The organism is Capnocytophaga genosp. AHN8471 (assembly GCF_016806945.1).
GTDB lineage: Bacteria > Bacteroidota > Bacteroidia > Flavobacteriales > Flavobacteriaceae > Capnocytophaga > Capnocytophaga periodontitidis.
Window position 1 is genome coordinate 49,914 of the sequence record NZ_JAESPJ010000016.1, and the last position, 19,122, is coordinate 69,035.

Annotated in this window: 23 protein-coding genes, 1 tRNA gene and 2 pseudogenes; 20 read left to right on the forward strand and 6 right to left on the reverse strand. The window is 39.9% G+C overall.

The genetic code is table 11. The features are described 5' to 3' along the window. Nucleotides 1-335 precede the first annotated feature (335 nt). Both atpD and JMN12_RS06850 read left to right on the forward strand, forming a co-directional pair. Nucleotides 336-1,844 (forward strand): F0F1 ATP synthase subunit beta, encoded by a 1,509-nt coding sequence (gene atpD, locus JMN12_RS06845; RefSeq protein ID WP_203080506.1) that lies wholly within the window; start codon nt 336-338, stop codon nt 1,842-1,844. Nucleotides 1,845-1,949: 105 nt separating this feature from the next. Then, entirely contained in the window at nt 1,950-2,186 is a 237-nt protein-coding gene (locus tag JMN12_RS06850) for a F0F1 ATP synthase subunit epsilon (RefSeq protein ID WP_009414279.1), read from the forward strand. 69 nt (nt 2,187-2,255) lie between these two features. On the opposite strand, the gene JMN12_RS06855 is transcribed toward JMN12_RS06850, so the two are convergent. From JMN12_RS06855 to JMN12_RS06870, 4 genes are all read right to left on the reverse strand, one after another. Further along, a complete protein-coding gene (locus tag JMN12_RS06855) occupies nt 2,256-2,813 on the reverse strand; it encodes an AAA family ATPase (protein ID WP_203138225.1) in 558 nt (185 codons plus the stop codon). Further along, entirely contained in the window at nt 2,759-3,436 is a 678-nt protein-coding gene (gene pnuC, locus JMN12_RS06860) for a nicotinamide riboside transporter PnuC (RefSeq protein WP_203138227.1), read from the reverse strand. Before pnuC ends, JMN12_RS06855 begins: the two co-directional genes overlap by 55 nt. 27 nt (nt 3,437-3,463) lie before the next feature. Continuing rightward, nucleotides 3,464-3,724 (reverse strand): thiamine-binding protein, encoded by a 261-nt coding sequence (locus tag JMN12_RS06865; RefSeq protein WP_088593139.1) that lies wholly within the window; start codon nt 3,722-3,724, stop codon nt 3,464-3,466. A 56-nt stretch (nt 3,725-3,780) separates the two neighbouring features. Beyond that, nucleotides 3,781-3,862: transfer RNA gene (locus tag JMN12_RS06870), tRNA-Leu, on the reverse strand. A 238-nt stretch (nt 3,863-4,100) separates the two neighbouring features. On the opposite strand from JMN12_RS06870, the gene accD reads away from it, so the two are divergent. The 4 genes from accD to JMN12_RS06890 all read left to right on the forward strand — a co-directional run bounded on the left by accD (nt 4,101) and on the right by JMN12_RS06890 (nt 6,602). Beyond that, nucleotides 4,101-4,955, forward strand: coding sequence for an acetyl-CoA carboxylase, carboxyltransferase subunit beta (gene accD / locus JMN12_RS06875; RefSeq protein ID WP_009414283.1), 855 nt, complete (start codon nt 4,101-4,103; stop codon nt 4,953-4,955). Between the two features lie 29 nt (nt 4,956-4,984). Next, nucleotides 4,985-5,224: a hypothetical protein gene (locus JMN12_RS06880; RefSeq protein WP_198472969.1), complete on the forward strand. Its 240-nt coding sequence runs from the start codon at nt 4,985-4,987 to the stop codon at nt 5,222-5,224. Further along, nucleotides 5,202-5,489 carry a type II toxin-antitoxin system RelE/ParE family toxin gene (locus JMN12_RS06885; protein WP_009414285.1) on the forward strand — a complete coding sequence of 96 codons (288 nt, stop codon included), beginning with the start codon at nt 5,202-5,204 and terminating at the stop codon, nt 5,487-5,489. The genes JMN12_RS06880 and JMN12_RS06885 overlap by 23 nt, the downstream gene beginning before the upstream one ends. An 81-nt stretch (nt 5,490-5,570) precedes the next feature. Then, complete coding sequence (locus JMN12_RS06890) at nt 5,571-6,602, forward strand: diphosphomevalonate/mevalonate 3,5-bisphosphate decarboxylase family protein (RefSeq protein ID WP_203138228.1); 1,032 nt, start codon at nt 5,571-5,573, stop codon at nt 6,600-6,602. Here JMN12_RS06890 and JMN12_RS06895 read toward each other — a convergent pair. Beyond that, entirely contained in the window at nt 6,590-6,928 is a 339-nt protein-coding gene (locus JMN12_RS06895; protein WP_203138229.1) for a DUF488 domain-containing protein, read from the reverse strand. The two genes, JMN12_RS06890 and JMN12_RS06895, sit on opposite strands and share 13 nt — an antisense overlap. 82 nt (nt 6,929-7,010) lie before the next feature. Here JMN12_RS06895 and JMN12_RS06900 point away from each other — a divergent pair, with 82 nt between their 5' ends. The 4 genes and pseudogenes from JMN12_RS06900 to dnaG all read left to right on the forward strand — a co-directional run bounded on the left by JMN12_RS06900 (nt 7,011) and on the right by dnaG (nt 12,105). After that, on the forward strand, nt 7,011-8,804 hold the full coding sequence (locus JMN12_RS06900; protein ID WP_009414288.1) for a chloride channel protein: 1,794 nt from the start codon (nt 7,011-7,013) through the stop codon (nt 8,802-8,804). A gap of 60 nt (nt 8,805-8,864) precedes the next feature. Continuing rightward, complete coding sequence (locus JMN12_RS06905) at nt 8,865-9,677, forward strand: DUF2262 domain-containing protein (RefSeq protein WP_203138230.1); 813 nt, start codon at nt 8,865-8,867, stop codon at nt 9,675-9,677. A gap of 1 nt (nt 9,678) precedes the next feature. After that, nucleotides 9,679-9,993, forward strand: a pseudogene (rhuM, locus tag JMN12_RS06910) (RhuM family protein); the annotation flags it as partial. Nucleotides 9,994-10,134: 141 nt separating this feature from the next. Further along, a complete protein-coding gene (gene dnaG / locus JMN12_RS06915; protein WP_203138233.1) occupies nt 10,135-12,105 on the forward strand; it encodes a DNA primase in 1,971 nt (656 codons plus the stop codon). A gap of 154 nt (nt 12,106-12,259) precedes the next feature. Here dnaG and JMN12_RS15565 read toward each other — a convergent pair whose 3' ends face one another. Then, nucleotides 12,260-12,328: a hypothetical protein gene (locus JMN12_RS15565; RefSeq protein ID WP_353936366.1), complete on the reverse strand. Its 69-nt coding sequence runs from the start codon at nt 12,326-12,328 to the stop codon at nt 12,260-12,262. An 18-nt stretch (nt 12,329-12,346) separates the two neighbouring features. On the opposite strand from JMN12_RS15565, the gene JMN12_RS06920 reads away from it, so the two are divergent. The 10 genes and pseudogenes from JMN12_RS06920 (at nt 12,347) to JMN12_RS06965 (ending at nt 19,105) form a co-directional block, all read left to right on the forward strand. Continuing rightward, nucleotides 12,347-13,237: a DUF4837 family protein gene (locus JMN12_RS06920; RefSeq protein WP_410494239.1), complete on the forward strand. Its 891-nt coding sequence runs from the start codon at nt 12,347-12,349 to the stop codon at nt 13,235-13,237. Between the two features lie 9 nt (nt 13,238-13,246). Beyond that, a complete protein-coding gene (locus tag JMN12_RS06925; RefSeq protein ID WP_009414297.1) occupies nt 13,247-14,395 on the forward strand; it encodes an ankyrin repeat domain-containing protein in 1,149 nt (382 codons plus the stop codon). A 133-nt stretch (nt 14,396-14,528) separates the two neighbouring features. Continuing rightward, nucleotides 14,529-14,735: a twin-arginine translocase TatA/TatE family subunit gene (locus JMN12_RS06930; protein ID WP_096088330.1), complete on the forward strand. Its 207-nt coding sequence runs from the start codon at nt 14,529-14,531 to the stop codon at nt 14,733-14,735. A 60-nt stretch (nt 14,736-14,795) separates the two neighbouring features. Further along, nucleotides 14,796-15,230, forward strand: a complete 435-nt coding sequence (locus JMN12_RS06935) for a DUF417 family protein (RefSeq protein WP_088593150.1) — start codon at nt 14,796-14,798, stop codon at nt 15,228-15,230. A 181-nt stretch (nt 15,231-15,411) separates the two neighbouring features. Further along, a pseudogene (locus JMN12_RS15570) lies at nt 15,412-15,510 on the forward strand (IS1595 family transposase); the annotation flags it as partial. Further along, a complete protein-coding gene (locus JMN12_RS06945) occupies nt 15,507-15,824 on the forward strand; it encodes a heavy metal-binding domain-containing protein (RefSeq protein ID WP_203138234.1) in 318 nt (105 codons plus the stop codon). The pseudogene JMN12_RS15570 and the gene JMN12_RS06945, both read left to right, overlap by 4 nt. Before the next feature lie 53 nt (nt 15,825-15,877). Then, on the forward strand, nt 15,878-16,897 hold the full coding sequence (gene mutY / locus JMN12_RS06950; RefSeq protein ID WP_203138419.1) for an A/G-specific adenine glycosylase: 1,020 nt from the start codon (nt 15,878-15,880) through the stop codon (nt 16,895-16,897). A gap of 168 nt (nt 16,898-17,065) precedes the next feature. Next, nucleotides 17,066-17,527 (forward strand): hypothetical protein, encoded by a 462-nt coding sequence (locus JMN12_RS06955; RefSeq protein WP_203083885.1) that lies wholly within the window; start codon nt 17,066-17,068, stop codon nt 17,525-17,527. 246 nt (nt 17,528-17,773) lie between these two features. Beyond that, nucleotides 17,774-18,301 (forward strand): hypothetical protein, encoded by a 528-nt coding sequence (locus JMN12_RS06960; protein WP_203083884.1) that lies wholly within the window; start codon nt 17,774-17,776, stop codon nt 18,299-18,301. Between the two features lie 126 nt (nt 18,302-18,427). Continuing rightward, nucleotides 18,428-19,105, forward strand: a complete 678-nt coding sequence (locus JMN12_RS06965) for a hypothetical protein (protein WP_203083883.1) — start codon at nt 18,428-18,430, stop codon at nt 19,103-19,105. The last annotated feature ends 17 nt before the right edge of the window (nt 19,106-19,122 follow it).

Consider the following 19,122-nt stretch of genomic DNA (forward strand, 5'->3'; position numbering starts at 1 on the left):
TTAACAGTAATTTAACATAATGGGGGGGTAAAATTTGTATCTTTGCCCCGAAATATTTGCTTTTATTTTAAAGTCCTGATTTTTTTATCTCCTTTCATCTATTCTCTGTAAAGAAAAATCAGGCAATTACAAAGAAAAGTAGGGGATACTCTTTTCTCTCTTATCCCCGCTTTTTCTTTGTAATACTACAACGAGTATCACTCCTTAATAAAAAAATCTTTTTTTATTTGTTACTTTACAAAAAACTTCCTACATTTGCGCGATATTAGAAAATAGAAATTAGGAAATAGGATTTTTTCTTACTTCCTACCTCTTAACTCTTAACTGAAAAAAATATGTTTCAAAAAGGAAAAGTAGCTCAAGTTATTGGTCCGGTGGTAGACGTAGAATTTGCATCGGATAAACAACTGCCTCGCATTTACGATTCTTTAGAAATCACCAAACCCGACGGCACTAAACTTATATTAGAAGTACAATCGCACATAGGCGAAGATGTAGTACGCGCTATCTCTATGGACTCTACCGAAGGGCTTAGCCGTGATACCGAAGTAATCGCTACCGGTAGCCCTATCAAAATGCCGATAGGACACGATATTTATGGTCGCCTCTTCAACGTAATTGGCGACGGTGTGGATGGCCTTGGCAACCTGCCCAAAGATGGCGATAACGGTTTGCCTATCCACCGTGAAGCCCCTAAATTTGAAGAACTTTCCACTACTACCGAAGTGCTCTTCACCGGTATTAAAGTCATCGACCTTATTGAACCTTATGCCAAAGGAGGCAAAATCGGTCTGTTTGGCGGTGCTGGTGTAGGTAAAACGGTGCTCATCCAAGAGCTTATCAACAACATCGCCAAAGGTCACGGCGGTTTATCAGTATTCGCTGGGGTAGGCGAACGTACCCGTGAAGGGAATGACCTCCTCCGCGAAATGATTGAATCAGGCATCATCAAGTATGGCGATGCATTTGTAGAATCAATGGAAAAAGGTGGCTGGGACTTGAGTAAAGTAGATAGAAATGCTCTTAAAGAATCTAAAGCAACTTTCGTATTTGGGCAAATGAACGAACCCCCTGGAGCACGTGCGCGTGTAGCTCTTTCTGGACTTACCATTGCTGAGTACTTCCGCGATGGCGCTGGTGAAGGACAAGGTAAAGACGTGCTTTTCTTCGTCGATAATATCTTCCGTTTCACCCAAGCAGGTTCTGAAGTATCTGCTTTGTTAGGGCGTATGCCATCAGCAGTGGGTTACCAACCTACCTTGGCTACCGAAATGGGGGCAATGCAAGAGCGCATCACCTCTACCAAACACGGTTCTATCACCTCAGTACAAGCGGTATATGTACCTGCCGATGACCTTACCGACCCTGCGCCGGCTACTACCTTTGCCCACCTCGATGCGACCACCGTATTGTCGCGTAAAATCGCTGAGCTCGGTATCTACCCTGCAGTAGACCCACTCGACTCTACTTCACGTATTCTTACCCCCGAAATTCTTGGTAAAGAACACTACGAGTGTGCGCAACGTGTGAAAGAACTCTTGCAACACTACAAACAATTGCAAGATATCATCGCTATCCTCGGTATGGAAGAACTTTCTGAAGACGACAAAGTTGCGGTAGCTCGTGCACGCCGTGTACAACGTTTCTTGTCACAGCCTTTCCACGTAGCCGAACAATTTACCGGATTACCAGGAGCTTACGTAGATATCAAAGATACTATCAAAGGCTTTAATATGATTCTCGACGGTGAACTCGACCACCTTCCTGAAGCTGCCTTCAACCTTAAAGGTACTATTGAAGAAGTAATTGAAGCTGGTGAAAAAATGCTTGCTGAAGCGAGTTAATTAGAATATCATATACTTTGTCAAAGTCCTTAATTGCGCCTGTGCGGCTTGCACCTTTGACAAAGTTTTAAACAATAACAAAAAAAGCCCGTGCGGCTCGCACTTATGACAGTAGAAATCCTCTCTCCCGAAGCCCTTTTGTTTAAAGGTGAAGTAACCGCAGTGAATGTTCCTGGGGCTAAGGGACCTTTTGTAATATTAGACCACCACGCCCCTATCATTTCAATGCTTACCGCGGGCGAGGTTACCCTTTTTGAAGGTAAAAAAGAACTGAAATCTTTTACAATTAGCGGGGGCACTTTGGAGTGTAATCACAACAAGGCTGTCATCCTCGCCGATTAATTAGTATTGTAGTAATTCACATAAAAAATCCCAAGTGTTATTTTCAACAATACTTGGGATTTTTATTTTCTATTCCTTATATCCTAACCCTCTATCTCCTACAAAAAGTATCCTCTCTTCAACACTTCCTTTTAAAATTTGATATTTTATACCTCGGTCGTCTAATTGTTTTTGAAAGAAAGTAAAAACACTTTCACGTTCGTAAGGTTTGTCGCGTAGGTCGTCGGCTTGCCAAGGTACATCTATATAGGTAAGGAAAATAGCATCGTAATGATGGGCAAGAGCGGCGTGCTCTATCAATGGGTCGCAATAGCCATAGTAAAGATACGAATAAATCATCAGTTCTAACAGACAAGTATCACAGAATAACACTTTATTAGCTTGCTCAATGCGCTTGTTTTCAAGAGCTATTTGTCCGCGGGCGATAGGCAGTAGGTCATCGGGGGTACAAGTGAGGCGCTGGGTATCCCACTTGTGCTGCAAATAAGTGCGCATATACTCCTCAACCCATACGGTTTGGTAACGCTCGGCAAGGGTACGACTCAGCGTAGTTTTGCCCGTACATTCAGGACCTATAAAGACGATACGTTTGAGGTCACTCTCTCGTTGCGCAAGTGTTTTTTCCATTCTATATAGCCCATTATGGCGATGATAGTGAATAATAAATACTGAAAAGAAGTGAAAAGCATTCCTTTTTTGAAGTAGAGCGGCACCGAAATAAGATCTCCGAGAATCCAAAAAATCCAATTCTCTATCTTGCGTTTTGCCATTAGCCACATTCCTACTAAGAAAATGGCAGTAGTGAACACATCAACATATTCGGTAGGGAGGAAGTTGTGAAAACCTAAGGAAATGCCCTGCATTGAAAAATCGTTTTTGATATAAGGTTTGAGGTAATATACTATGGTTACAAAACTCAAACTAAACAGCCCCAGAAGCGCACATATTTGCCAATCACGGCGCGTAGTAACCGAAATGGTAATTACATTATTCTGTGCGTTCTTTGCCCACAACACCCAGCCGTAGATACTCATTGCTGTATAATAAGCATTGATGAGCATATCACCCCACAACACATAGTGCCATAGCAAGTACACAAAGAGCACCGTGCTGATAATACCCGTAGGGTATACCCAAATATTTCCTTTTTTAGCATACCACACACTGAGGAATCCAAAGATAACCCCAATAATTTCGAGTACCACCAAATGTGTCTCTACTCCTCTATATTGCGCAAAAAAATCAGTCATTCGTCATTCGTAATTTGTCATTCGTCATTAGAAAAATGGTTTATACTCGTGGCGGTCGGATTTTACGATTTTTATGTACATCAATCCGCGTTCTACCAGCTCGAGGGCTTCTTCTATTTCGGTAGTGAGTACGCTCATTACTTGGGCGTAGTCGCCATACACTTGAGTGCTAAGAGGATTTTCTTGCACGATAAGCCCAGAGGCGCGCAATTTTTTGATAAAATGAATGATAGGTTGCTCGAAATCATCTTGCAACGGACTGAAGGTAAGTTCTACTGATACTTTCATACTTATTATTGATTAATAACAAAAAAGGCTGCCTGATGTAGGCAGCCTTTTGCAAGTGCGGGTGAAGGGACTCGAACCCCCACGCCGTGAAGCACTAGATCCTAAGTCTAGCGTGTCTACCAATTTCACCACACCCGCAAAATGATGAACTTTCGTTTGATTGACGCGGCAAAGGTACAACAGTTTTTTGAATCTGCAAATTTTTTCAAGATTTTTTTATCTACTGCCAATTCCTCAAGTGATTTTTTCAACTTCCCCTATTAATAGAACAAATCTTTAGTTTTTTTTAACCTTTAGCAATCATACTATTTGTTAGCTAAAAATTGCTATTTAAAAAAAACTTCGTACTTTTGCACTTCACTAAAACTAATTGATTATGTCTTGGTTTAAAAGAACAGCAAAAGGAATACAAACCTCAACTGAGGAAAAAAAAGATATCCCTAAAGGATTATGGTATAAATCTCCCAGCGGTAACATCGTAGAACAGGACGAGTTAGCCACCAACTTCTACGTAAGTCCCGACGATGGTTACCACGTGCGTATAGGCAGTAAAGAGTACTTCCAAATATTGTTTGACAACAACGAATTTCAAGAACTCAACCCCGAAATGACTTCTAAAGACCCCCTCAATTTCGTGGATACCAAAGCCTATACTCAACGCTTAGAAGAAGCTACCCAAAAAACAGACCTTAAAGATGCCGTACGCACCGCTGTCGGTAACTCCAAAGGCAAACCTATAGTAATAGGCTGTATGGATTTCGCTTTCATCGGGGGCTCTATGGGAAGCGTAGTAGGTGAAAAAATCTGCCGCGCTATCGACTATGCTATCAAACACAAACTCCCCTTCTTAATGATTTCTAAATCAGGAGGCGCCCGAATGATGGAAGCTGCCCTTTCGCTAATGCAAATGGCTAAAACCTCTATCAAACTCGCTCAGCTCGACGAAGCCAAACTGCCTTACATCTCCCTCTGTACCGACCCTACTACGGGAGGTATTAGCGCTTCATTTGCAATGTTAGGCGACATCAACATCGCCGAACCAGGCGCCCTCATAGGCTTTGCAGGTCCGCGTGTAGTGAAGGACACCACAGGGCAAGACCTCCCAGAAGACTTCCAAACTGCTGAGTTCTTACTCGAACACGGTTTCTTAGACTTCATCGTAAACCGCAAAGAACTCAAAGACAAGGTAAATCTCTACATCGACTTAGTGATGAACCGCCCAGTGAGATAAAGGGTAACCCCAAAAAGACCAACAACAATATGAACACACTTGTCTTAAACAAAAATATTAATTTTGAAGAGTATCAACAAATAGTTGATTACTTTGCTACAATAGGGATTGAGGTAACCAATCCTTATGAATACCCCTCTCTAATTACTGATGAGGATAGAGAAGCAATTGCTTTAGCTCGCGAAGATGTTAAAAATGGTAATTGGATTGATGGAGGAGAATTGTTTGAAATTATCAGAAAAAAGTATACGAGTAAAATGGTCGGGTAAGGCAAGAACAGAATTAGAAAACACTTTAGACTTTTGGAGTGAAAACAATAAATCCGATACTTATTCTGTGAAAATAGCAATTGAAACAGAAAAAGTTCAGAAAGAAATAGAAGAAGATCCTTATTTTTTAGCTCAATACATAGAAGAAGAAAATGTTTATCAACGCATTTTCTTTAAAAAGAAGTTTATACTTTACTATGAAGTCAAAGAAGATATTGTAATAATTCTCAGATTCAGAAGCGCTAAACAAAAACCCTTATTTTAAATCAAAGTCCTCGCTAACTTTACTCACATACCCAGCTGCGCCAACTCGCTGGCTTTACTTGTTACCTCTTACCTAATAAAAATGACAACATTCAAAGCACCCAGTAACATTGCCCTCGTAAAATATTGGGGCAAAAAGGGAGAACAACTCCCCGCAAACCCTTCTATTAGTTTTACACTTACGCATTGTTATACCGAGACTTCTATCGATTACGAACGTAGAAGTGAATCTTCTATAGTTTCAGGCGATCCTTTTTCTTTTAACTTTAGCTTTGATGGACAACCTAAACCATCCTTTCACCCTAAAATCAGCACTTTTTTCGAGCGTATTCTTCCTTATCTACCTTTTTTAAAGGATTATCACTTCAACATTGCCTCTCATAATTCATTCCCACATAGTAGTGGTATTGCCTCTTCAGCGAGTGCTATGGCTGCCCTTTCGGTATGTTTGATGAAAATAGCTGAAGAATTAGGCGAAACTTATACCGAAGAAGCCTTTTGGCAAAAAGCGTCTTTCTTAGCGCGCTTAGGTTCGGGTAGTGCTTGCCGTAGTGTAAAAGGCAGTATCGTTGTATGGGGCGAACACCCTGCTATTACAGGCAGTTCAGACGAGTATGGCATTACTTACCCCCTACCCGTTCACGAAGTTTTTCAAAATTACCAAGATACTATTTTACTCATCGACCGCGGTCAGAAACAAGTGAGTAGCACCGTTGGGCACAACCTGATGCACGGTCATCCTTTTGCCGAGGCTCGTTTTGCACAAGCCAACGAGCATATCAACCAACTAGTTAGCAGTTTTGCTTCCGGTGATTTAGACCATTTTATGGAGGTTGTTGAAAGTGAAGCCCTCACCCTTCACGCGATGATGCAAACCAGCATTCCGTACTTTATCTTAATGCGTCCCAATACCTTAGAAGTTATTCAGCGTATTTGGCAATACCGAAAAGACACCAAAGTACCCCTCTGCTTCACTCTCGATGCAGGCGCCAATGTACACTTGTTATACCCTAAAACTTCTATTACAGAAGCAAAATGGTTTATAGAAGAAGAATTAGCGCAATTCTGTGAAGGACGACTCTACATTCACGACGAAGTAGGTCAGCTTATTTGAGATAGCAAGATAGGTAAGGCACTCCTGTCGATCTCTTTGCTGGCAGTGAGCAAGGTTACCACTTTGTGTGCTTTCAGCGTTTCGCAAAAAGCCGGAAAATCCACATTGTGTTTTAGTTCTTCGGTATAATCCTTTTTAAAAGTGTCGAAATCACCATCTTGGTGATAGCGTTTGCGCAATTCGGTGCTTGGGGCAATTTCCTTTGCCCAAAGGTCTAAAGCAAGTGCTTCTTTTTTAATGCCGCGTGGCCAAAGGCGGTCGGCAAGTACTCTAAAACCATCGTTAGGGTCGTTTTCTTCATATACGCGTTTGAGATGTATTTCCATTGTTTATCTGTATTAGTTCGCACAAAGGTAGTGAAAAAAGTAAATATTTCGTACTTTTGCCGCTGATTTTTCAATATAAACAATGACTACCCACCCACAACATCTTCTCAAACGTCTTTTAATTTGGCGTGTAAAACATATTTCCGATAGGCATTTCATCCTCATTCTCAGCGGGGTAATAGGTATTGCTACAGGCTTAGCAGCTTTGGCAATGCGCTCGTTCACACACCTTATTCAGTGGCTGTTAGACGGTAAACTCGCACAAACAATTACCTACGGTTTTTATTTTATCCTCCCGATGTTAGGTTTTGCCATTGTCTATTTAGTAAAAAAATACGTAATACGCCACGATGTAAATCACGGAATTCCCTCAATTCTCTATGCAGTAGCGCATCAAAAAGGGATAATGAAACGTTATCAGGCGTATGGCAGTATTCTCACTGCGCCTATCACTATTGGCTTTGGAGGGTCGGTAGGGCTCGAAGGGCCTATGGTAGTAACAGGAGCAGGCATAAGCTCTAATATCTGTAGATTTTTTCACATCAACCAATCTAACCGAATGTTGCTCTTAGCGTGTGCCTGTGCAGCAGCTTTGGCAGCTATCTTCAAAGTGCCTATTGCAGCCATATTGTTTGCTATTGAGGTTTTTGGCTTAGATTTAACGCTTTCATCGCTCATACCACTGTTTATTGCTTCCCTTTGCGGGGTATTCACTTCTTATTTCTTCTTTGGTAGTGAAGTGCTAATCCCAATGACGATTACACGAGCTTTTTCATTGCAAGGCATTCCGTTTTACATTCTTTTAGGGGTTGTAGGCGGACTGATGTCGGCTTATTTTACCTATATTTATGAAAAAATCAACGCTGCTTTCAAAAAAATCTCCTCCCCTTGGCTGCGAATTGTGGTGGGTGGAGCTCTTTTGGGGTTGCTTATCTACATAATGCCACCACTTTACGGCGAAGGACACGAGATTATCAATCATTTGAAAGAGGGTCACCCCGAATTATCACTGAGTAGCAATATTTTCGGTTGGGATTTATCCAAAGCGTGGGTGATTATCCTACTTTTAGCAGCGCTCACCTTTGCCAAAGTTGTCGCTACCTCGCTCACCTTTGGTGCAGGAGGTGTTGGGGGTATCTTTTCGCCTATGTTGTTTATGGGCGGAGTAATGGGCAACTGCTTCGCACGGATTATCAACGAGTTTCCTATCTTGGGTTACAAAGCTGCTTTGCCTAACTTTACTTTGGTGGGAATGACTGCCCTAATGACGGGCGTATTGCACGCACCACTTACAGCCGTTTTCCTCATCGCAGAGGTAACTGGAGGTTATTCGCTGTTAGTACCCGCGATGCTCACCGCTGCGGTATCGTTTTCGGTAGCCAAATATTTCAATAAATATTCTATTTACACAATGGAATTAGGTAGAAAAGGGGAACTCATTTCGCAAAATAAAGACCAATCTATACTCACCCTAATGGATTTCAACCAAGTGATAGAGCACAATTTCACCCCCGTATATACCGATATGAAACTCCGCGAGGTAGTGTACAATGCTGTGCGCGAATCAAACCGCAACATCTACCCCGTACTCGACCGCGAAACGGGTACGCTACAAGGCGTAATCCTGCTCGACGATATCCGGCACTTGATTTTCGAAACCGATTATTACGACAAGATTCCTGCCGTAGAACTAATGCAAAAACCACCTGCTATCATAGAAATGGGCAAGGACAAAATGAGCACTGTAATGGATAAGTTTCAACACACCGGCGCGTGGAATCTGCCCGTAGTGAAGGACGGCAAGTACGAAGGATTTGTTTCCAAATCAAAATTACTGAGCATTTATAGGCGAAAATTAATCTACTTCACCCAATAAAATATTGCTTTTTCAAAATAATTGTATAACTTTGCCTTTGCTTTTTAAAACCTTACAACTATGAGCCCACAAACTGTACAGAAATTCTCTGATGAGTTCCTTCCCGAAGAAAAGGAGCTTATCGTGCTCATTGAAAGTCCTACCAATGGAGCAACTTATTATAATGGAGCTTGGGTTCCTTCTAACAACCCTTTGGCATATATTGATGTAAAAACAGGTGAACTTTGCGAAGAGAATATCCGTTTGGAATGGTTAGCAACTGATGAAAGTAATTGGCAGTATTACTTCGCTCCGTTAGAAGCTTTCCGCATTAAAGTACGCCCTAAGAAACCTGAATTCTCACACCCTGAGCAACGTTGCTTTATGTTGGTAGCAGTCTTGGAAGAGAACGTAACCGAACCTCGTTTCGACCCTATTATTGAGGAGTACAACACTGAAGTTACTTATGAAGATGAGGATTTTAGTTTAGATCTCGACCGAGAACAAGATTGGTTTGAAGGTGATATTCTCTATACCGATAAACAAATAATATTTGGTGTAGAAACTACCGAACTAAGCACACTACAAAACCTCTTAAAATCTTTTAAAAATCTTACTAAGGATAATTTTAATCTGTGGATAGAACACCTGAAAACCTTTGCTGCCGAAAAACTTACCGACTTAGCTAATAAGTGGCTAAAAGAAACAGGAGTTACTACCCCTATGATTACTCAAAAAAGCTTTGCTTATCGTATAAACATCTCTAGTATAATCCTCTTTGATGACGAGCGTTTCTGTATCTATTTTGATGACGACGATATGTTCTGGGGGCACGCCATTGCCGTATACGGGAACCTCAACGGAGAGCTCGAAGAGGCTACTATCGAGGGGTAAAATGATTGACAAACAAATAAACCCTATGGACTCACAGTTTCTCATATACCAAAATCAAGAAGGAGATGTTAAGATAGATGTACGCTTCCAAGATGAAACAATATGGCTTTCATTAGACCAAATGGCTACTCTTTTTAGCCATGACAAATCTACTATATCACGACATATTAAAAACATTTTTGAAGAAGGAGAACTATACAGAAACTCAGTTGTTGCAAAATTTGCAACAACTGCCACCGATGGTAAAAAGTATCAGGTAGAATATTACAATCTCGATGTGATCATCTCAGTAGGTTATCGAGTAAAATCACAACAAGCCCATAGAGAAATCTGCTCAAGAGTATGAAAAATACCAAACTAAGCAACGCCAAATAGAACGTGTGAACAGCCTTAAAGAATTGGAGGACGACCTGAAACAATTAACAAATTAATCCTTTCTTCCTTAATCTAAAAAACAGTGATTTCAAAAAATACCATAGATAAAGTATACGACCAAATGCGGGTGGAAGAAGTCATCGGCGACTTCGTCCAACTCAAACGTGCAGGCTCTAATTACAAAGGGCTGAGTCCGTTCTCTAATGAGCGGACGCCCAGCTTTATGGTCTCACCCGTAAAACAAATATGGAAAGACTTCAGTAGTGGCAAAGGCGGGAATGCTATTGCCTTTTTAATGGAGCACGAGCACTTCACCTACCCCGAAGCTATTCGCTATTTGGCTAAAAAATATCATATTGACATTGAGGAAACCCAGCAATCTACCGAAGAAAAAGCACAAGCCGATGAACGCGAGAGTCTCTATATTGTCTCAGAATACGCCCAACAATATTTTCAGGATACCCTCTTCAATACCGAAGCTGGCAAAGCTATCGGTATGACCTATTTCAAAGAGCGCGGTTTTACCGAGGAAACCATCCAAAAATTCCGCTTAGGCTTCTCCCCCGACGAGTGGACTGCCTTCACCGATAACGCCCTTGCCAAAGGTTATCAGTTGGAGTTCTTAGAAAAAACGGGGCTCACCATCGTCAATGGCGACCGTAAGTTCGACCGCTTCAAAGGGCGCGTAATGTTTCCCATTCACTCTATGAGCGGACGCGTATTGGGCTTCGGAGGGCGTATCCTCACCAACGACAAGAAACAAGCTAAATACCTCAACTCCCCCGAAAGTGAGATTTACCACAAGAGCAAAGTGCTGTATGGCATCTTCTTCGCCAAACAAGCTATCGCCAAAGCCGATAACTGCTATCTGGTTGAAGGATATACCGATGTGATTCAAATGCACCAAAAAGGCATCGAAAATGTAGTAGCCTCGAGCGGAACAGCACTTACACAAGACCAAATCCGTCTCATTCACCGTCTCACACCCAACATCACGGTGCTGTACGATGGTGATGCCGCTGGCTTACGTGCTTCCATTCGTGGGGTAGACCTCATCTTGGAACAGGGTATGAATGTGAAAGTCTGTACCTTCCCAGATGGCGATGACCCCGATAGCTTTGCTCGCAAAACTGCCTACGAAGACCTTGTGCTATACCTCGAAAACAACGCTACCGATTTCATTCGCTTCAAAGCCTCCCTCCTAATGCAAGAGGCGCAGAACGACCCTATCAAAAAAGCCGAAACCATACGCGATATGGTAGAGAGTATCTCTAAAATCCCCGACCTTATCAAGCGGGAAGTATATGTGCGCGAGTGCGCTACCATTATGGACATCTCGGAACAGGTGCTCTTCTCTACTTTGGCACAAATCCTCAAAAAGGACTTTTATGAGGGACAAAAAGTAGAGCGTAAGCAAAAAGCCGCGATGCAAGTAGTGCAAACGCCAGAAGAAGCACAGAAACGCACCGTAAACCGCTTAGAAGTCTTAGAGCACGACCTCATCAAAAACCTTTTGCTCTACGGCAATAGAGAATGCGTATTCACCGATACCATACTCGTGGAAGAAGAAGACGGCACCCTCAAAGAACAGCAGATACAGCAAACGCTGAAAATCTACGAAAAGATATTCCTCGAACTTCAAGAAGACGAAATAGAACTCGCCAACCCCGATTTCAAACAAATTTACGAACTGTTGATGGGCAAACTCAGCGAAAACCCTAATTATGACGTCAATCGCATCGCCAACGAGTTGCCTATAGAACTAAGCGAAAAAGTATCGGGAATGTTGTTAGACGACGAAAACAATCAGCTACACGATTGGAGCAAACGCGACATCGTCCCCAAAGCAAAAGATGCTCATCTTGAAACTATTGTAGGCGATATCATTCTCAATATCAGGAGTTTGTTAGTACACCATCTCATCCAAAGTCTTACACAGCAAATGGCGCAAGCTAACGAGGAAGAAAAGAAAGAACTTTTAGAGAACGTAATGAACTACATCCAGCTGCAAAAACTCTTAGCCAAACGCCTCAATATTGTAGTGAATTATTAATCATTTTTAATGAGTTTGAGACTCTCTTACCTCTTATCTCTTACCTCTTACCTAAATATCACCAGCTTTTTTCTTAGAAAAATATCACTTTGGAACGATTTTAGCTACACATTTTTACGAAAAGCAGAAAATTATCTTTTTTATGAAACGCCTATTATTCTTTAGCGTGTTGAGCGCTCTCCTTTTTGCAGCTTGCAACGATACTAACAACGGTAAAAACGATACCTACTTGCCCCCTTCAGTGGGTCCTATCAACAGCGTAGCTGTAGTGATTGACAACGACTTATGGGAAGGCACCATAGGTGATACCATTCGCCGTTACTTCGCTGCCCCTGTCGACGGGCTACCTACCGAAGAACCTACCTTCACTCTCCATCAAATTCCCCCCCAAGTATTTGAAGGCAATACCCGCAATAGCCGCAATATCCTCATCGTTCAACGCGGTGATGAGAAAAAAGCGTTTGTAAAAGAAAATCTCTTCGCTAAACCTCAAGTAGTATGTGTAGTACAAGGCAAACAAGTACGCGACATCGCTTGCAAAGTTGAAGAATACCACAAAGAGTTTGTCAATGAGTTCAAAAATAATGAACTTATCGAAACACGCAAACGCTTTGATAACTCCCTTAGCAAAGACAAACAAGTAGAAAATACCTTAGGTGTTAAATTCACTATGCCTAACGTGTTTAATATCCAAAAGTACGGCAACAACTTCTTTTGGATGGAACGCCCTATCAAAGGCGGTAAAGCAAGCATCATCCTCTACGAAATGCCTCTTGGTAGCATCCCTACCGATGAGGAAGGTCGCGCCAAAGCTATTGTGAAAATGCGCGATTCTATAGGCGAAAAATATATCCCAGGCCCCGAAAAAGGTATGTATATGGTTACCGAAACCTACCTTGCTCCCAGCATCAGCGAGGTGATGATCAAAGGACATAAAGCTATTGAAAGCAAAGGTTTATGGGAAGTAAAAGGCTTCGCTCTTGGAGGTCCTTATATCAACTACATCATTGAGGATAAAGCCCATAACCGACTCTTAGTTGTGGAAGGTTTCCTATATGCTCCAGGAGTCGCCAAACGCGATATGCTCTTTGAACTCGAAGCGATTGTCAAATCAATTGAATTTACTCGTTAGTAACTAACTATGAAACACTTTACAGAACGTTACTCCCGCGAACAATTTCAAACTAAAAGTGACATCCTAAGCACTTATCACTCATTAGATAGAAAAATTAATTACTCCCCTTATCTTTTGAGAAGCCTAAATGATTTTCAAAAAGCTTACTTCTTTGCAAAATTTGATAAAAAAGAACTCCCTACAGAACTTTGTGTACGTAGCGCAAAGTTTAACTTCGCTTTACAAGTATGGGAAGTAGCCCAAAAACTCACTCAGCAATGGTACCCTTTCCATCTCAATCATGAATGGGTAAAAACTAAAGACCCTCTAAAAAAATTAGTTTTTACCCACAACAAAAGAGCTGAAGCTGAAAACTATTTTAAAGAAATGCTCATCGCCCTATGCGACAGCCCGCTAATCATATCTTCTGAAAGCATTCATTTCTCCCAAAATAACGAGACCTTACAACTGAACGCTTGTGTAAATGAACCCGAAATCAACAACAACATTATAAATAAAATTGCTGACCAATATCGAAACAACAAAACATCTTACTTCTTCAATCAATATAACTGTAGGTTTTCTTATGATGAGATAAAAGACTTTTTTGTATATTGCGATACCGAACTTTTAACTCTCCTCTACGCCAAAGAAACAACCCCTACCCTCACAAAAGAAGAAAATAAACTCTTTAATGCTGTAGATAATTTTGATTGGAAAAATATTGAAAAAACAGTCTCCGAAGGAACAAACATCAACTGCATCAACCACTTAGGATGTACTCCCTTTACCCAATTATTCGATTCTGCTACTTGCAAAATAGCCGAAAACACACCCAACGCTAATGAAGATCTAATTGTACAGCAAACTATCTCTTTAGCCGACAAAATGCTTTCATTAGGTGCTGATATCAACTTCTTTGGTTATGATGGCATCAATGCGCTACAAGTTACCTCATATACTCACAACCCTAAACTGATGAAATATCTACTCAGTAAAGGCGCTAATCCCAATATCAATTATTTCTTAGAAGATGGTGACTACTCCATTATTTCCTCAGCGTTAGACAATATCTTAAGTGACTATGGCATTGAAATAAACGAAGATGAAAAAACAAATTTAGACGCTTGTAAAAGTTTGCTAATAGACGCAGGAGCTATTCGCGAAAAAAACTAAATTCTAAAATCCAAAAATTTCTTCATTATTCATTGTTAATTATCAATTGTTTTATACCTTTGCACCACAAACAAGTAACAGCTAATAGGTAGCACATTACCTCTTATCTCTTACCTCTTAACTAATAGAAACTATGCTAAGTATATTTTTAGGGGTCGTAGGACCTTGGCAAATCGTCATTATTGTAGCCCTTATATTATTGCTCTTTGGAGGCAAAAAAATCCCTGAACTAATGCGCGGTTTGGGCAGTGGCATCCGCGAGTTCAAAGATGCCGCTAAAGACCCCAACGAAAAGAAACCCGAAAACACTGAGAAATCAGAAATTGAGACGTCAAAATAATTTCATATAACTCAAATTCAATAGGTACCTCAGTAATTTTTACTTAAAAAATCGCAAGAAATGAAAAATAGTAGTATCTCCCTATGTTACAAAATAGGGTATTACATCAGTCTTTTTGGAGTGGCAACTATTCTGCTTTGGATAGGCGCATTCAAGTTTACACATGCCGAGGCAGAGGGAATTAAATCCTTGGTAGAACAAAGTTTCCTACTATCATGGCTTTATAAAATTCTAAGTTTGCAAGGAGTTTCCAATCTCATCGGCGTAATAGAGATAGCTATAGCAGTAGCACTGATAATAGGGATATTCTCTCCCATAGTGCGTAAATTAGCCTTTGTAGGTTGTACAATTACTTTTCTTATTACTTTGAGTTTTCTTTTTACTTCTGCTAAAACCTTTTACTATATAGAAGGAGTTCCCGTTACTGATTTCTTTATTTTAAAAGATATTCCTATGTTAGGCTTTGGAATGATAAGTATGAACAAGCCTAAGTAGCTTCTTTAAAATGGAAAGAAGGATATTGCTGTAGCAAATGTAGTCATAAAAAAATATCAAGTCAGAAAAGATTTTTATGGATTTGACACAGAAAGTCCTACTGCAGAAACACTATTTTATGCAAAAAGTCCGTGAAGCTATGAAATCCATCGAATTGCACAAATTGAATGATAGCGTTTAGGTTGATGAATTTAGCATAGACCGATATTTAGCGGAATACAGTTTTAGAATCAATCGCTCACAAAATAAAGATACTATCTTTAACAATTTAACACTATGATTTTAACAACAACCCCCACTATCGAAGGACAACCTATCAAACAGTATTTAGGTATCGTTACTAGTGAAACTATCATCGGAGCAAATGCTTTTAAAGATTTTATGGCTGGACTTACCGACTTCTTTGGCGGACGCTCCTCTACCTACGAAAAAGTCCTTATCGAAGCTAAAGATTCAGCCCTTGCTGAACTCCAACAACGCGCTGCCCAAAAAGGCGCTAATGCGATCGTTGGCATCGACCTCGATTATGAAACCGTAGGCGCTAACGGCGGTATGCTAATGGTTACTGTTAGCGGTACAGCTGTAGTTATCTAATTAGCAAATTCACCAATGAGTAGCAACACTCTCTAACACCTAAAACCTAACCCCTGAAACCTATTTCCGACAAATTAGAAAATTGGTATGCCACCGCCCAGCGCGAATTGCCTTGGCGTGGCACTACCGACCCCTATAAGGTGTGGCTCTCCGAAATTATCCTCCAGCAAACACGTGTGGTACAAGGGCTGCCCTACTATCAGCGCTTTATTAGCAACTACCCCACCATCACCGATTTGGCAAAAGCCCCCGAAGAAGAAGTCCTCAAATTATGGCAGGGCTTAGGCTACTACTCCCGCGCCAAAAATCTGCACCACACCGCCCAATATATCGCTATCGAACTGGGCGGTATCTTCCCCAAAACCTATAAAGAACTCGTAAAGCTCAAAGGCATAGGCGACTATACAGCCAGTGCCATCGCCTCTTTTTGCTATAACGAACCCTGCCCCGTAGTCGATGGCAATGTATACCGCGTACTCTCACGTGTGTTTGGCATCGCAACCCCTATCAACAGCACTCAAGGAGCAAAAGAGTTTAAAGCCTTGGCACACGAGTGTTTAGACAAAGCCAATGCGGGTGTTTACAACCAAGCAATAATGGAGTTTGGCGCACTGCAATGCACTCCCCAGAGTCCCGATTGCGCTAATTGCGTATTGCGCGACCATTGTTGGGCATTCCACCATAACAAGGTAAACGAATTACCCGTAAAACTCAAGAAAATCACTATCAAAAAACGCTATTTCAACTACCTCGTATGGTTAAACCCCTACGGACAAACCCTCTTGCAAAAGCGTGAAGGCAAAGATATATGGCACGGACTCTATGAGTTTCCGTTACTCGAAACACACACACCAGCCACTGCCGAGACCATAGCTGCCGCTCACCCCACAGCTACCGTGAGTTTATACAACGAAACACCCGTAATCCACAAACTCACACATCAGCATATCTACACTTCTTTTTGGATTATCACCACCCCCGAACCCCTTGATAACAGCATACCCATCACCGATATACACCGCTACCCCGTATCGGCACTCACTGCAAATTTCATCACCAAGTTTTGGAAATAGGAAAAATAGAAATTATTTTATACCTTTGTAGGCTAAATAAAGTCCTAATTTTTTATTTGATGGTCATTTGATAGAAAAGCCCTTTTAAAAATTAAACCGCTGATAATCAATTAGTTTTTATTTGATGGTTATTTGATAGAAATGTAAAAATATTAAAACTTATACTCTATGAAATTAACACTCTTATTCGTTATTGCTTGTTTTGCCAATACCTTTGCCCAACTCTCACCACAAGCCTTAGACTCCTTACAGCAAGTGAAGTACATCAAAGCAAAGTATGTATTGCACGCCAATCAAAACATCTCTTTAGCCCCAAGCAGACTCTATACGTTAAAAGGTGAAAAATATTATGGCGAATATGTAACCAAATACGACCACCGAGGCAGCGCTCTGGAATTTTACAGGGGAGGTTCAGAAGGTTATATCCCTTACAAACGCTACAGCACCTATGGCAAAGACCTGCCTTTTGAAGCCGATATGTACGAATACCATATCAAAATAGACAAAAAGCACGGCACCATCATCGACAATGGGGAAACACGTCGCAATTTCCACTTCATCAAAGGCGAAAAGAAAATAAAAGTCCCCACCAACTCCCAAGGTCGCTTTATCATTTATGAGTATTTATAGGCACTATTTCTTATCTTTGTACACTGCATAAGAGGAATTAAATGATTTTAAACAAATTCACAAACACACTTCAATAAAACGAAGTGTTTATTAATACAAATCAAGAGTTGAAAAATAATAATCCCTGATTAACAGAATGTTATCGCTTTTGCATCGCATCTCCCCCTTTGGAGGGGGCTGGGGGGAGGTTTTAAATCAACAAGTTAATTTAACCCTTGATTGGCATTATTAATTTACATTAAAAGTATGAGAACAATCACAACATTAGCATTCGTTTTTATCAGTACGTTTTCATTGTTTTCGCAAACTATAAAAAAGGAAATAGATTTTTGTAGAATTATAGGAAAGCAAGATAGTGTAATGTATTATGTTTCCTATATGAAAATGGGGAAAGATAGTATCAATGTGTTTATGAAAAGTGATAATCTATTAGAACATTTTATAGGAAGACCGAGTACTGACAAAGAATTGAAACAGTTCAGGAAGGATTTCTTAAAATTGGAGAAGCAAAATCCTATTATAGAATTTAACGGAACAATAATTCCATTGCATATATCAGATTTTGAAAGAACTTGTTACCCTTCTTTCATCGTATATAAAAAGAAAAAGAATAAAACATTTGTAAATGTAAGGTTGTCAAATTTTTCATATACAACCATTGGAAATTTCAACTATCTTATTTTTCTTACCTTTGAAGATGATAAACTAATAGACAAAAAGGTCAAAATAAAGCAGTTCTCAGAATATAAACAAAATGATAACATTGAGTTTTAATAAATTCGGTTATACTAAATTTATAACAGAACTTTACCTTTCAACTCTTTAAAAGTTAAATAAAGATAAAAATTCTATATTATCTAAATTTAAATCAAGAAGTATAATTCTGAAAACCTTATAAAGATGATAAATCTTCTAATTAAATTTGTTTTTTATTTCTTTGTGATGTCTGCTTTTTTTAAGGGCATCTATCCTATCAAATTTGATAAGGAATTAAACAAAAGAGCAAAAATCGAAAATATAGATACTATTTTTGCTCCTAAGGATATTTTTAAATATAATTGCAACTATGATGTAAAGCAATATGAAAAGCGTTATAATTATCATATTTCTAAATTTTACATTATAGGAGATGAGAATGTTCTATCTAACAATGATAGTTTAGCCACATTAACCCCTTTTTATATTGAAGGTTGGGGAGATTGTTATCCTGAGAAAATCCACAAAAAATTACTTATTATACACTGTAAGAACATAAAAAACCAAAATAAAACAAAAATCTACAATGATGTCTTATATCCTGATATACATCAAGAAATATCTAAATATAAAGAGGGATTTGTAATAGAAGTTTATATGTCTGGCGTTAGTGGTTTTCGGTCGGACACTTATGTAAATTCTCAATATTGTATAGACAGCATTCATATTGAATCGTGGGGACATCATCAATATGAAAAGACTTATAAATATAAGAATTTTTCATTGGATAATTTTACCTATCATCACATTGATAATCTACGTAAAAAAAACAACAAAATGGATAATATAAGGCGTAAAAAAGAAGGACTTCCCATATTATAGAATTGGTTATACTAAAT

Coding starts and splice junctions, on each gene's coding strand:
- JMN12_RS06900 (WP_009414288.1), top strand. CDS start 7,011: ATGACTACCCACCCACAACATCTTCTCAAACGTCTTTTAATTTGGCGT.
- JMN12_RS06935 (WP_088593150.1), top strand. CDS start 14,796: ATGAAAAATAGTAGTATCTCCCTATGTTACAAAATAGGGTATTACATC.
- JMN12_RS06895 (WP_203138229.1), bottom strand. CDS start 6,928: ATGGAAATACATCTCAAACGCGTATATGAAGAAAACGACCCTAACGAT.
- JMN12_RS06955 (WP_203083885.1), top strand. CDS start 17,066: ATGAAATTAACACTCTTATTCGTTATTGCTTGTTTTGCCAATACCTTT.
- JMN12_RS06905 (WP_203138230.1), top strand. CDS start 8,865: ATGAGCCCACAAACTGTACAGAAATTCTCTGATGAGTTCCTTCCCGAA.
- JMN12_RS06965 (WP_203083883.1), top strand. CDS start 18,428: ATGATAAATCTTCTAATTAAATTTGTTTTTTATTTCTTTGTGATGTCT.
- JMN12_RS06865 (WP_088593139.1), bottom strand. CDS start 3,724: ATGAAAGTATCAGTAGAACTTACCTTCAGTCCGTTGCAAGATGATTTC.
- pnuC (WP_203138227.1), bottom strand. CDS start 3,436: ATGACTGATTTTTTTGCGCAATATAGAGGAGTAGAGACACATTTGGTG.
- JMN12_RS06855 (WP_203138225.1), bottom strand. CDS start 2,813: ATGGAAAAAACACTTGCGCAACGAGAGAGTGACCTCAAACGTATCGTC.
- JMN12_RS06960 (WP_203083884.1), top strand. CDS start 17,774: ATGAGAACAATCACAACATTAGCATTCGTTTTTATCAGTACGTTTTCA.
- JMN12_RS06925 (WP_009414297.1), top strand. CDS start 13,247: ATGAAACACTTTACAGAACGTTACTCCCGCGAACAATTTCAAACTAAA.
- accD (WP_009414283.1), top strand. CDS start 4,101: ATGTCTTGGTTTAAAAGAACAGCAAAAGGAATACAAACCTCAACTGAG.
- JMN12_RS06880 (WP_198472969.1), top strand. CDS start 4,985: ATGAACACACTTGTCTTAAACAAAAATATTAATTTTGAAGAGTATCAA.
- atpD (WP_203080506.1), top strand. CDS start 336: ATGTTTCAAAAAGGAAAAGTAGCTCAAGTTATTGGTCCGGTGGTAGAC.
- JMN12_RS06945 (WP_203138234.1), top strand. CDS start 15,507: ATGATTTTAACAACAACCCCCACTATCGAAGGACAACCTATCAAACAG.
- JMN12_RS06930 (WP_096088330.1), top strand. CDS start 14,529: ATGCTAAGTATATTTTTAGGGGTCGTAGGACCTTGGCAAATCGTCATT.
- JMN12_RS06850 (WP_009414279.1), top strand. CDS start 1,950: ATGACAGTAGAAATCCTCTCTCCCGAAGCCCTTTTGTTTAAAGGTGAA.
- JMN12_RS06890 (WP_203138228.1), top strand. CDS start 5,571: ATGACAACATTCAAAGCACCCAGTAACATTGCCCTCGTAAAATATTGG.